The organism is Bacteroides sp. GD17 (assembly GCF_038448625.1).
Taxonomy (GTDB): domain Bacteria; phylum Bacteroidota; class Bacteroidia; order Bacteroidales; family Bacteroidaceae; genus Bacteroides.
This window is the reverse complement of the sequence record NZ_JBCEZS010000002.1, coordinates 198221-211509: the sequence shown is the minus strand read 5'-3', so window position 1 is coordinate 211509 and position 13289 is coordinate 198221. Positions and strand designations below refer to the sequence as shown.

At 49.0% G+C, this 13289-nt stretch carries 13 protein-coding genes and 1 riboswitch; of the genes, 10 read left to right on the top strand and 3 right to left on the bottom strand.

Features of this window, described 5'->3' with window-relative positions; genetic code table 11:
• Positions 1-5: 5 nt before the first annotated feature.
• From xylA to AAE250_RS04145, 3 genes are read right to left on the bottom strand one after another with little or no spacing between them, the layout of a single operon-like run.
• A complete protein-coding gene (gene xylA / locus AAE250_RS04155; RefSeq protein WP_294596995.1) occupies positions 6-1322 on the bottom strand; it encodes a xylose isomerase in 1317 nt (438 codons plus the stop codon).
• A gap of 42 nt (positions 1323-1364) precedes the next feature.
• Positions 1365-2855, bottom strand: a complete 1491-nt coding sequence (locus AAE250_RS04150; RefSeq protein WP_294596993.1) for a xylulokinase — start codon at positions 2853-2855, stop codon at positions 1365-1367.
• A 48-nt stretch (positions 2856-2903) separates the two neighbouring features.
• The gene (locus AAE250_RS04145; protein ID WP_294596990.1) at positions 2904-3635 is read right to left on the bottom strand and encodes an NUDIX hydrolase; all 732 of its coding nucleotides are present in this window, start codon (positions 3633-3635) and stop codon (positions 2904-2906) included.
• Positions 3636-4029: 394 nt separating this feature from the next.
• Between AAE250_RS04145 and fabD the strand changes: the two genes are divergently transcribed.
• The 10 genes from fabD (at position 4030) to AAE250_RS04095 (ending at position 13092) form a co-directional block, all read left to right on the top strand.
• Positions 4030-4920 (top strand): ACP S-malonyltransferase, encoded by an 891-nt coding sequence (gene fabD, locus AAE250_RS04140; RefSeq protein WP_294596987.1) that lies wholly within the window; start codon positions 4030-4032, stop codon positions 4918-4920.
• A gap of 151 nt (positions 4921-5071) precedes the next feature.
• Positions 5072-5163, top strand: a riboswitch (TPP riboswitch).
• A gap of 68 nt (positions 5164-5231) precedes the next feature.
• Positions 5232-5429: a sulfur carrier protein ThiS gene (gene thiS / locus AAE250_RS04135; protein ID WP_294596985.1), complete on the top strand. Its 198-nt coding sequence runs from the start codon at positions 5232-5234 to the stop codon at positions 5427-5429.
• Positions 5430-5432: 3 nt separating this feature from the next.
• A complete protein-coding gene (locus tag AAE250_RS04130) occupies positions 5433-6053 on the top strand; it encodes a thiamine phosphate synthase (protein WP_294596982.1) in 621 nt (206 codons plus the stop codon).
• A 9-nt stretch (positions 6054-6062) separates the two neighbouring features.
• Positions 6063-6839 carry a thiazole synthase gene (locus AAE250_RS04125; RefSeq protein ID WP_294596981.1) on the top strand — a complete coding sequence of 259 codons (777 nt, stop codon included), beginning with the start codon at positions 6063-6065 and terminating at the stop codon, positions 6837-6839.
• Positions 6840-7021: 182 nt separating this feature from the next.
• Positions 7022-8713 (top strand): phosphomethylpyrimidine synthase ThiC, encoded by a 1692-nt coding sequence (thiC, locus tag AAE250_RS04120; protein ID WP_294596979.1) that lies wholly within the window; start codon positions 7022-7024, stop codon positions 8711-8713.
• 41 nt (positions 8714-8754) lie between these two features.
• A complete protein-coding gene (thiH, locus tag AAE250_RS04115; RefSeq protein ID WP_294597380.1) occupies positions 8755-9894 on the top strand; it encodes a 2-iminoacetate synthase ThiH in 1140 nt (379 codons plus the stop codon).
• Positions 9891-10586: a HesA/MoeB/ThiF family protein gene (locus AAE250_RS04110; RefSeq protein WP_294596977.1), complete on the top strand. Its 696-nt coding sequence runs from the start codon at positions 9891-9893 to the stop codon at positions 10584-10586. Before thiH ends, AAE250_RS04110 begins: the two co-directional genes overlap by 4 nt.
• A 45-nt stretch (positions 10587-10631) precedes the next feature.
• On the top strand, positions 10632-11225 hold the full coding sequence (locus AAE250_RS04105) for a thiamine phosphate synthase (protein ID WP_294596976.1): 594 nt from the start codon (positions 10632-10634) through the stop codon (positions 11223-11225).
• Positions 11226-11252: 27 nt separating this feature from the next.
• Positions 11253-12068: a bifunctional hydroxymethylpyrimidine kinase/phosphomethylpyrimidine kinase gene (thiD, locus tag AAE250_RS04100; protein WP_294596973.1), complete on the top strand. Its 816-nt coding sequence runs from the start codon at positions 11253-11255 to the stop codon at positions 12066-12068.
• 91 nt (positions 12069-12159) lie between these two features.
• Complete coding sequence (locus tag AAE250_RS04095) at positions 12160-13092, top strand: DUF5106 domain-containing protein (protein WP_294596970.1); 933 nt, start codon at positions 12160-12162, stop codon at positions 13090-13092.
• The last annotated feature ends 197 nt before the right edge of the window (positions 13093-13289 follow it).

Sequence of the window (13289 nt, the reverse complement as noted above, 5' to 3'; positions counted from 1 at the left end):
TTATGTTAGCAATACATGTTAACGATTGCCTCGTACAATTCTTGCTTGCCACTGGTTTGTTTCGGTTCGCCGTTGGCTTTTGCGTATGCCACAACGTCTTCCAGGGTCAGCTTGCCTTCTTCGAATTCTTTGCCCTTGCCGCTGTCGAAGGAAGCGTAGCGGTCGGCGAGCATCTTTTTGTAAGGAGATTCTTCCAACAACTTGGCTGCGCTTTCCAAAGCACGTGCCATAGCATCCATACCTGCAATGTGAGCGATGAAGATGTCTTCCAAGTCAGTAGAGTTACGACGGGTCTTGGCGTCGAAGTTGGTACCACCATTGCCCAAACCACCGTTACGGATGATTTGCATCATAGCCTGGGTCAGTTCGTAGTTGTCGATAGGGAATTGGTCGGTATCCCAGCCATTCTGATAGTCACCGCGATTGGCATCGATAGAACCCAGCATACCGTTGTCTACAGCTACAGCCAGTTCGTGTTCGAAGGTGTGGCCTGCGAGGGTAGCATGGTTTACTTCGATGTTTACCTTGAAGTCCTTGTCCAAGCCGTGAGCTTTCAGGAAGCCGATAACGGTTTCGGTATCTACGTCATATTGATGTTTGGTCGGTTCCATCGGTTTCGGTTCGATGAGGAATGTGCCTTTGAAGCCACGTGCACGGGCATAGTCGCGGGCGATGGTCAGCATCTGTGCCAGATGGTCTTTTTCACGCTTCTGGTCAGTGTTCAGCAAAGACATATAGCCTTCGCGGCCACCCCAGAATACGTAGTTCGTGCCACCCAGTTCGATGGTTGCATCGATAGCGTTCTTGATTTGAACGGCAGCGCGTGCCACTACGTCGAAATCGGGATTGGTTGCAGCACCGTTCATGTAGCGTGCATGACCGAATACGTTGGCAGTACCCCACAACAGTTTGATACCGGTTTCAGCTTGTTTTTGTTTGGCGTATGCTACGATCGCTTTCAGGTTAGCTTCATATTCTTCGATGGTATCGGCTTCGTTGCAAAGGTCTACATCGTGGAAGCAGTAGTATTCGATACCCATCTTCTGCATGAATTCAAAGCCGGCATCCATCTTGTTCTTGGCTGCCTGCAGTGCATCGGCATCACCGTTCCAGGGGAATTGCTTGGTACCGCCACCAAACTGGTCGCCACCTTCTGCACAGAGTGTATGCCACCATGCCATGGCAAACTTCAACCAGTCCTTCATCTTCTTACCCATGATAACCTTCTCGGCATCGTAGTAACGATATGCCATCGGGTTCATACTCTCTTTACCTTCGAATTTAATCTTTCCTATTCCGGGAAAATACTCTTTTGTTGCCATAATCTTAATTTATTTTTAAAGGGTTAATTATTAATGTTTATCTTATTTCGCCATTGATTTCTCCAAACGATGCTTCCAGCGTGCATACGCATCGGCATATTCCTGACGCTTCGCCTGGTTAGGTTCAATGACATCCAGCTTTTCGAGTGTTGCAAACGCTTCGTTGTTGTCTTTGTAGATACCTGCACCGATGCCGGCACCTTTGGCAGCGCCCACCGATCCGTCGGTGTCATACAGTTCGATGACTGCTCCGGTAACCCCTGCCAGCGTATCGCGGAAGATGGAACTGAGGAACATATTGGCATGTCCTGCATGGATTTTCTGTACGGGAATACCCATACCTTCCATAATGTCTATACCATATTTGAACGAGAACACGATGCCCTCTTGCGCTGCACGGACAATGTGCTGCTTGCCGTGCAGGTTAAAGTTCAAGCCACGGATGGAGCAGTTGATTTCTTTATTTTCGAGCATGCGCTCCGCACCGTTGCCGAAGGGCAGGATGCTGATGCCTGCACTGCCGATAGGAGCTTGCGATGCCAGTACATTCATTTCGTTGTAAGAGATGCCTTCGGGAGCGATGGTACGTTTCACCCATGAGTTAAGAATACCTGTACCGTTGATGCACAAGAGAACACCCAGGCGTGTCTGTTCGTCCGTATGATTGACGTGGGCAAATGTGTTGACACGCGATTTCGGATCGTAGTTCACTTCACCGTTCACACCGTAGACCACACCGGAAGTTCCTGCCGTAGAGGCAATTTCACCCGGATTGAATACATTCAGTGACAAGGCATTGTTCGGTTGGTCGCCGGCACGGTAAGTAATCGGGGTGTCTTCTTTCAGTCCCAGTTCTTTTGCAGCAGCAGCATTTACGCGGCCTTGCTCGGAGAAGGTCGGCTTGATATCGGCAATCAGGGAATGGTCGAAACCGTAGTAATCCATCAGGAAGTCGGCTACACGATTGTTCTTGAAGTCCCAGAACATGCCTTCGGAAAGACCGGAAACCGTTGTGCAGATATCACCGCTCAACTTCATGGCGATATAATCACCCGGAAGCATGATCTTATAGATTTTCTCAAAGATTGCCGGTTCGTTCTCCTTAATCCATGCCAGTTTGGAAGCGGTAAAGTTACCCGGAGAGTTCAGCAGGTGTGAAAGACAATGCTTCTCGCCCAGCGTTTCGAATGCTTTCTGTCCGTAAGGAACAGCACGCGAGTCGCACCAGATGATAGAAGGACGCAGTACATTCTGATCCTTATCTACACATACCAGCCCGTGCATCTGATAAGAGATACCGATTGCCTTGATTTCGGCCGCGTTAGCACCCGACTCGGCCATGACAGCTTGTGTGGCCAGTTTCAAGTTCTCCCACCAGGTTTCGGGATTCTGTTCCGCCCACCCCGGTTTTACGGCGATGATAGCCGCTTCTGTCTTCGGAAAGAAAGCAGACGATACGCACTTACCGCTTTCTGCGTTTACCAAACTCGCTTTGACGGACGAGCTTCCGATGTCATAACCTAATAGATACATGGTTCAATTTATGATTTTTGATTTATGATTTATTTTATTCTAATCTTCTCAGCGTCTCACCTTATTATATATCTTCTTGTCGAAGCGATAATAGCGTGCTGCCCGGTGGGCTACGCCCTGCTGCTTTTCTTCCAGTGGAACGACGTACTCCATAAGGGCTATTTTCTTATGGAAGTTGCGCACATCGTACTGCTTTCCGTACACCAGTTCGTACAATGTACGCAATTGTGCAGCGGTGAACTTGCGCGGCAGCAAATCGAATAAGGACGAAGGATTGAACTCTACGTACTGACGGACGTAAGTCATAGCCTCCTTTATTATCAGGTTGTGGTCGAATGCCAACGTCTTGATGTCCGGCATAGCCACCCAGCTGGCCTGATAATCGTCCAGGTCGCGGTTTAACGCCCGGTCTATCTTTACCAATGAAAGATAGGCTATGGTGACAATACGTTCTACCTTGGACTGCATGGCACGCTCCAACCAATGAACGTCTTTGGGGTCCTTCGTACGGTTCTTGGAACCGAATGCCTTGAATTGCATCAGATTCACATTCTTCAATCCCGTCAATTCATTCAGCACCCTTTTGGCTGCTTCGTCCAGGTCCTCGTCCATATAAATCAAACTTCCGGGAAGTTTCATATCATGGAAGATTTCTCCTTTCTCCTCGCCCGCACGTCTGATCAACAGAACCTTCAGTTGTTCTCCATCAAAGCCAATCACAACACAGTCTACAGAGATGTGATTGTTTGCCAACGGCATTGTTTGTTCCATGTTTTGCATAATATACTTGTTTAAGCGCTGCAAATATAAAGAGGTTTTTCTAATATGCAATATAGAAAAAGAATATTTTTACTATGTTATAAAGCATTATTTTTCAAACAAATACATATCATACATTGTACAATATCACTTTTGTATGTTATCGTATAAAATACAATATGTAATTTAATGATGGGAAAGAAAGTAGTAATTGTATCAGATACGATAACTATAAAGTGCCTAATTTTTAAGGAATTCAGTTTGCAGTGGTCCGTAATGCGAACCCGGTTCATATTGTATTCCTGATATGCATGAGAAGAGCCTATTGCACAAAAAACGTGCATTTGTGCGGTGAATATCAGAAAAACCTCTACCTTTGCACCACTTTTTATTTAAACACTAAAAACAAATAAAGATGAAAGCATTTGTATTTCCGGGTCAAGGTGCCCAATTCGTAGGAATGGGAAAAGACTTGTACGAAAGTTCGGCTTTAGCCAAAGAGCTTTTTGAGAAGGCAAATGATATCCTTGGATATCGCATTACAGATATTATGTTCAACGGTACGGACGAAGACCTGCGCCAGACTAAGGTTACCCAGCCTGCCGTATTCCTTCACTCCGTTATCTCTGCGCTGTGCATGGGTGATGACTTCAAACCTGAAATGACTGCCGGTCACTCATTGGGCGAATTCTCTGCATTGGTTGCTGCCGGTGCACTGAGCTTTGAAGATGGCTTGAAGTTGGTTTATGCCCGTGCCATGGCTATGCAGAAGGCTTGCGAAGCACAACCCTCTACAATGGCTGCTATCATCGCCCTGCCGGATGAAAAAGTAGAAGAAATCTGTGCACAAGTAAGTGCAGAAGGCGATGTTTGTGTAGCTGCCAACTATAACTGCCCGGGACAAATCGTTATTTCCGGTTCTATCGAAGGCATCAACAAGGCTTGCGAACTGATGAAAGCTGCCGGAGCCAAACGTGCTTTGCCTCTGAAAGTAGGCGGTGCATTCCACTCTCCGCTGATGAATCCTGCCAAGGTAGAACTCGAAGCAGCTATCAATGCTACGGAAATCCACACGCCGAAGTGTCCTGTTTATCAGAATGTGGACGCTCTTCCCCATACCGATCCTGCAGAAATCAAGAAGAACCTCGTTGCCCAGCTGACGGCTTCAGTACGCTGGACTCAGACTGTAAAGAACATGGTTGCCGATGGTGCTACCGACTTTACCGAATGTGGTCCCGGTGCAGTGCTGCAAGGCTTGGTAAAGAAGATTGCACCGGCAGAAGTATCTGCTCACGGCATTGCATAATCTTTGACTAAAGATAATCACCTGAAAGGTTGTATCAAAATGATAGCGAAAGCATTATTTTGATATAACCTTTTTCTTTAATTTATCTGCGTATAAAATAAAAACACACTCTTTTGTTTGTTATTTCTTATTTTCCCTTACCTTTGTCACCGTAAAGACAAAGGGGTGCCCTCTACGGGCTGAGATCATACCCTCGAACCTGATGCAGTTAGTACTGCCGTAGGAATTGGATATTGTTTTCTTCACTAAGTTTGCCGCATCGGCGCTTCTTTGTATTTACTTCTCATTGTTTTATCTTAAAAAACAGAAAGATGAAAGTATCAGTCAACAACAAAGAAGTGGAAACCTACTCTACCACCCTTTTACAACTTGCAGAAGAATTGTCCCTGCCACTCGTGGGCGTTGCCATCGCTGTAAACAACAGTATGGTTCCGCGTGCAAAGTGGGGCGATTATGCCCTGACTTCGGGAATGTCCATTGTTATTATTAAAGCGGCATGCGGAGGATAAAGCATGGCACAGGTTCAGTTTATCACCCATTATACGGATAAGTATTCGTATCTGGATTCTGTAGTCATAGCCCTCGAAGGAGGATGCCGGTGGATTCAGTTGCGAATGAAAGATGCATCCATAGAGGAAATAGAATCCATGGCACTGAATGTATACACCCTTTGCCGCGCATACAAGGCTACCTTTATCATCGATGACCACGTGGAGCTTGTACGGCGGGTGCATGCCGACGGGGTACATCTGGGAAAGACAGATATGCCCGTGGCCGATGCACGCCGCCTGCTTGGCAAGAAGTATCTGATAGGCGGCACAGCCAATACCTTCGAAGATGTGCGGATGCACTACGAGGCAGGTGCCGATTACATAGGATGCGGCCCTTTCCGCTACACCACTACAAAGAAGAATCTCAGCCCGATTTTGGGACTGGAAGGATACGAACGTATCGTCCGGCAGATGCAGGAAGCGGATATACACCTTCCGATAGTGGCTATTGGCGGAATCACGGTAGAAGACATTCCGAAGATTATTCAGACCGGCGTAAGTGGCATAGCTCTCTCCGGCACAGTACTGCGGGCAGATAATCCGGTGAGTGAGATGCGAAGAGTTATAAATCAAATGAAATAATAATATACAATGGAAAAATTAGTCATTGCGGGACGTGAGTTCAACTCCCGCTTGTTCCTGGGAACGGGAAAGTTCAATTCTAATGAAGCGATGGAGCAGTCCATCCTGGCCTCCGGAACGGAGATGGTGACGGTAGCGATGAAGCGCATCGAACTGGATAATAAAGAAGACGATATGTTGGTGCATATCCGCCATCCGCACATCCAGCTCTTGCCGAATACTTCGGGCGTGCGCAATGCCGAAGAAGCTGTCTTTGCCGCACAAATGGCACGCGAGGCTTTCGGCACAAACTGGCTGAAGCTGGAAATACATCCCGATCCCCGTTACTTGTTGCCGGATTCCGTTGAGACATTGAAGGCCACGGAAGAGCTTGTAAAACTGGGCTTTGTCGTACTTCCCTACTGTCAAGCCGATCCTACGCTGTGCAAACGCCTCGAAGAAGCCGGTGCAGCTACCGTCATGCCGTTGGGTGCACCTATCGGTACGAACAAGGGATTGCAAACCCGCGATTTCCTGCGGATTATCATCGAACAAGCCAATATCCCCGTTGTGGTAGATGCCGGCATCGGTGCCCCGAGCCATGCAGCGGAAGCGATGGAGATGGGAGCTTCGGCATGCTTGGTGAATACGGCAATAGCCGTAGCCGGCGATCCCGTAGCCATGGCTGTTGCCTTCAGGCAAGCGGTAGAAGCAGGACGCATGGCATACGAAGCTGGTTTGGGTATGCAGGCAGATAGTTTTGTGGCAGAAGCAAGTTCTCCGCTGACGGCGTTTCTCAATGAATAGAGGAGCGCTATAGGCTGTTTTGAATGATTTCAGAAATCATTGCTCTAATGACTTCTGAAATGATTGCTGCAATGATTTCTGAAATCATTCGAATAATGAGATAAAAGGAAAAACAGAAATGAAATTGCACTAAACTCTCCGTTACCTATTAACAATCAGAATTTAGAATAAAGAACTGAAATATGAATCAAAAGATAAAATTCCCCCGTTCCCAGAAAGTATATCTGCCGGGGACACTGCATCCCGAATTGCGCGTGGCTATGCGTAAAGTAGAGCAAGTGCCCAGCACCAACTTCATCAATGGAGAAAAGGTTATCACTCCCAACCCGGAGATTTACATTTATGATACCAGTGGTCCGTTCAGTGACCCGGATATAGAGATCGATCTGGAGAAAGGACTTCCCCGCCTGCGCGAACCTTGGATATTGCGTCGCGACGATGTGGAGCAACTGCCCGAAATCACTTCCGAATACGGCCGCATGCGTCGTGACGATAAGTCCCTCGACCCGCTGCGTTTCGAGCATATCACTCTGCCTTACCGGGCTAAGCAGGGAAAGCATATCACCCAAATGGCCTATGCCAAGCAAGGCATCATCACCCCCGAAATGGAGTACGTCTCCATCCGCGAAAACATGAATTGTGCCGAGCTGGGCATAGAAACTCATATTACCCCCGAGTTTGTCCGCCAAGAGATAGCCGCAGGCCGTGCCGTACTGCCTGCCAACATCAACCACCCCGAAGCCGAACCGATGATTATCGGCCGTAACTTCCTCGTGAAGATCAACACCAACATCGGCAACTCCGCCACCACCTCGAGCATTGACGAAGAAGTGGAAAAAGCCGTGTGGAGCTGCAAGTGGGGCGGCGACACGCTGATGGATCTTTCTACCGGAGAGAACATCCACGAGACGCGCGAATGGATTATCCGCAATTGCCCTGTCCCCGTAGGCACCGTCCCCATCTACCAGGCATTGGAGAAGGTGGACGGAAAGGTGGAAGACCTTACTTGGGAGATATACCGCGACACCCTGATAGAGCAGTGCGAGCAAGGCGTGGATTACTTCACCATCCATGCCGGCATCCGCCGGCACAACGTGCACTTGGCAGACGACCGTCTGTGCGGCATCGTGAGCCGTGGCGGCAGCATCATGAGCAAGTGGTGTCTGATGCACGACCGCGAAAGTTTCTTGTACGAGCATTTCGATGATATCTGCGATATATTGGCACAATACGATGTAGCCGTCTCCCTGGGCGACGGTCTGCGTCCCGGCTCTACGCACGATGCCAACGACAAAGCCCAGTTTGCCGAACTCGATACGATGGGTGAACTCGTGCTGCGTGCCTGGGACAAGAACGTGCAGGCGTTCATCGAAGGTCCCGGACACGTACCTATGCACAAAATCAAGGAAAATATGGAACGACAGATTGAGAAATGCCACGATGCCCCTTTCTATACTCTTGGCCCGTTGGTGACGGACATTGCTCCGGGCTACGATCACATCACCTCTGCCATCGGTGCCGCACAAATCGGGTGGCTGGGCACGGCAATGCTATGCTACGTCACGCCGAAGGAGCACCTTGGTTTGCCGGACAAGGAGGATGTGCGCGTAGGCGTCATCACCTACAAGATAGCCGCCCATGCCGCCGACCTTGCCAAAGGCCATCCCGGTGCACAGGTTCGTGACAACGCTTTGAGCAAGGCTCGCTACGAGTTCCGCTGGAAAGACCAGTTCGACCTCTCCCTCGACCCCGAACGTGCACTGAGCTATTTCCGTGCCGGACATCATACGGACGGAGAGTATTGCACGATGTGCGGACCGAACTTCTGTGCAATGCGGTTATCAAGAGAGCTTAATTCAGTGAAAAATGAATAATGAAAACTCAACTTTTCATTATCAACTATAAACTAAACAACATGTTTTCAGACGAATTAGAACAAATATCCTGGGAGGAAACCACGGAGCGCATCCATGCTAAGACCGATGCCGACGTGCGCCGTGCCCTCTCCCGCGAGCGTTGTGATGTAGAAGACTTCATGGCGCTCATCTCCCCTGCCGCCATCCCCTACTTGGAGACGATGGCGCGCTTGAGCAAGAAGTACACCGAGGAACGCTTCGGTAAGACTATCTCTATGTTTGTACCTCTGTACATCACGAACTCTTGCACCAACTCCTGCGTGTATTGCGGTTTCCACATCAGCAACCCCATGCCGCGTACCATCCTGACGGAAGAAGAAATTGTAAATGAATACAAAGCCATCAAGCGCCTGGCCCCCTTCGAAAACCTGCTGCTGGTGACGGGAGAGAATCCTGCCAAAGCCGGTGTTCCTTACATTGCCCGTGCACTGGACTTGGCAAAGCCTTATTTCAGCAATCTGAAGATCGAGGTAATGCCCCTGAAAGCCGAAGAGTATGCCGAACTGAAAGAGCATGGCATGAACGGTGTCATCTGTTTTCAGGAAACCTACCACAAGGCGAATTACAATATTTATCACCCCCGCGGCATGAAGTCCAGGTTCGAGTGGCGTGTCAACGGTTTCGACCGCATGGGACAGGCCGGTGTGCATTCCATCGGCATGGGTGTACTCATCGGTCTGGAAAAAGAATGGCGGACGGACATTACGATGATGGCTCACCACCTGCGCTACCTGCAGAAGCATTATTGGAAGACAAAGTACAGCGTCAACTTCCCGCGTATGCGCCCATCGGAGAATGGTGGCTTCCAGCCCAACGTCATCATGAACGACCGCGAACTGGCACAAGTCACTTTCGCCATGCGCATCTTCGACCACGATGTGGATATCTCCTACTCCACCCGCGAACCTGCCTCCATACGCGACCACATGGCTACGCTCGGCGTAACCACTATGAGCGCCGAAAGCAAAACGGAACCGGGCGGGTATTACAGTTATCCACAGACGCTGGAACAGTTTCATGTAAGTGATGAGCGCAAGGCGGTGGAAGTAAATGCTGCGTTGAAGCGCTTGGGACGCGAGCCGGTGTGGAAAGATTGGGATGCAAGTTTTGATTTAAAGCATTATGCAGGAAGACAATGAACAGATACAATCGTCAACTCTCCCTTCCCGAAATAGGAGAAGAAGGACAACAGAAACTGCACGATGCCAAAGTGCTGATAGTGGGTGTAGGAGGACTCAGTTCTCCTATCGCCCTCTACCTGGCCGGTGCCGGTATAGGCACGTTGGGACTTGTAGATGATGATACCGTCAGCATCAGCAATCTGCAACGCCAAGTACTATACACCGAGGTAGAAGTTGGGCAACCCAAAGTGCACTGTGCTGCCCGGCGACTGCGAGCGCTGAACAGCGAGATTAACGTGCAAGCCTATCCTTTCCGTCTCAATAGCGAAAACATTTCCGACGTAATAAAGGAGTATGATATCATTGTAGACGGCTGCGATAACTTCGCCACCCGCTACCTACTCAGCGACACGTGCAGTGCACTTAGCAAACCTTATGTCTACGGTGCTATCCAAGGCTTCGAGGGCCAAGTCTCCGTCTTCGGTTGCGGTGAACGCCCCAAGACCTATCGTGATCTTTATCCCGACGAGGCAGAAACACTCCGCATGCCCCCTCCCGACAAATCAGTGATCGGGGTCACCCCTGCTATCGTAGGCAGCGTGGAAGCAAACGAAACCCTGAAACTGGTCTGTGGCTACGGCGAACCATTAACAGGGAAACTCTGGACGATTGATTTAAGGACGATGCAATCGTATATCCTTTCTTTCTAAATAATATTATTCTACCGAATGAATTCATCTTATCACAAATAGATTATGAAACTGATAGTCATCACCACCCCTCAGTTCTTCGAAGGCGAAGCCGCGGCCATCACCTCCCTCTTCCGTGCCGGACTCGAAATCCTTCACCTCCGCAAGCCGGGAGCTTCTGCTGAAGAACTGTCTCACTTGCTCCGCCAACTACCTGCCGAATATCTGTCCCGCATCGTTACCCACGAACATTTCCAGCTGGTATCCGCTTTTGGTCTGAAAGGCATTCACCTGAACGGGCGCAATCCGCATGCTTCTAACGATTACCAAGGACACATCAGTTGCTCCTGCCACTACCTCAGCGAAGTGATGGAGCACAAGCCTGCCTGCAATTACGTCTTTCTCAGTCCCATCTACGACAGTATTTCCAAAGAAGGCTATCCCTCCGCCCATTCCCGCGAGAGCCTGCAACAAGCCCGGCAAGCCGGTATCATCGACTCCCGTGTCATTGCCTTGGGCGGTATCTCTTCCCGGCATCTTCCGGAAGTCAAAGCCCTCGGCTTCGGCGGTGCCGCCCTCTTAGGAGACATCTGGCAGTGCTCCGAAAGCGACCTCATCCCCCACTTCCGGCAACTCCAAGCCCTCACCTCCCCCCTCTAACTTTTCATTATTAATTATTCATTATTTATGCCTCCCATCATCCTCTCCATTGCCGGTTCCGACTGTTCCGGCGGTGCCGGCATCCAAGCCGACATCAAGACTATATCCGCCTTAGGTGGCTACGCCGCCTCTGTCATTACTGCTGTCACTGCACAGAACACGCTGGGCGTACAAGCCGTGCATCCCCTCCCTGCCGACATAGTCCGCACCCAGATAGCCTCTGTCATGGACGACCTGCAACCTGCCGCCATAAAAATAGGCATGGTCCACAATGCCGACATCGTACATACGATTGCAGAATGCCTGCAAAAATATCGTCCCGAATTCATCGTCTACGACCCCGTAATGATTTCTACCAGCGGGCGACGGTTGATGACGGAAGAAACTATTCTTGCCATCAAGGAAGAACTCTTCCCTCTATGCACATTAATAACCCCCAATCTGAGCGAAGCTACCCTGCTGAGCGAACAGAATATCGCCACCATTACAGATATGGAGCAAGCCGCCCAAGAGTTGTCCCGCCGATATCATACTTCCATCCTCATAAAAGGCGGACATCTATCGGGAAACGAAATGTGCGATGTGCTTTTCAACCATTTTTCCCTGCAAAACACAGCTTCGTTATCGAACTGTACATTCCATACTTCTCCCAAGATAGAAAGTACAAACCTGCACGGCACCGGTTGTACCCTTTCCTCTGCCATCGCCACCTTCCTGGCTTATGGCCACAATCTTGACGAAGCCATCCGACGAGCTAAAGCATACATCAGCACAGCCATCAGTAACGGAAGTAATTTGAGAATAGGACACGGAAACGGACCTTTGTGGCATTTCTCTCAATAAGAGATACACAATATCTTGCGAAAAGATGCTATTTTTGCACAAAGTATGAATTGAAACAAATATGTCTAACTCAAATATACCAGTAAAAATCATGAGATACAAATCCTCTCCCCTCCTATTGCTTTTATGCCTCTGCACAGCATGCAACAACAGCAAAGCCAAAAGTAGTATACAGGCAGTAGAAACTCCTGCCGATACCATCACCACATTTGTCCTGCCATCCATTCCCCCTATGCTGAATACTCCCGAACTGCGTGCCGACTACCTGGTGCGGCATTACTGGGAAAACATAAACTTTGCCGACAGCAACTATGTGCACCATCCGGAAATCACGGAACAGGCTTGGGTAGATTACATCGACATACTGAAACTTGTTCCGGCAAAGACTGCCGAAACTGCCATAAAGGAGATGTTTGCCAAAGCGGAAAAAGAAAAAGTCTGTTATCTCTATATGGCGGAACTGGCAGACAAGTATCTGTACGATCCCAACTCCCCAATGCGCAACGAGGAACTGTACATCTCCGTACTGGATGCCCTTATCGCCTCTCCCATTCTGGATGATACTGAAAAGATACGTCCGCAAGCACGCCGCGAACTGGCACAGAAAAACCGCATAGGAACGCAAGCTCTCGACTTCACTTACACGCTATCCTCCGGAAAACAAAGTACACTATATGCCTTGAATGCTCCCTACACATTACTGTTCATCAACAACCCCGGCTGCCATGCCTGCGCAGAAACAATCGAAGCTATGAAACATGCTCCTGCCATCAACCGTGCCATCTCGGACAATAAACTGAAAATACTCTCCCTTTACCCTGACGAGGAACTGGATGAATGGAAAAGACACCTCTCCGACTTTCCTGCCGAATGGATCAACGGCTACGATGCCAAGCAGGTCATCAAAGAAAAGAACCTGTACGACCTAAAAGCTATCCCTACCCTTTACCTGCTGGATAAAGACAAAAAGGTATTACTGAAAGATGTTACAGCCACAGAGATTGACCAATATCTTTTGAAGTAGCGAACAAAAAAATAAGCCCTGTCTCTCGACAGGGCTTATTCACAACACAAACACAAAATAAAACACGACAAAACTACTATGCAATCTTACCTGTCTATGCCGGGGAGGCATAAGTACCATATTACGGATATTCACATATACATAAACAGCGTCAGGCTGATTTGCAATTTATAAACAAATGCGGGGAGGCATTTGTT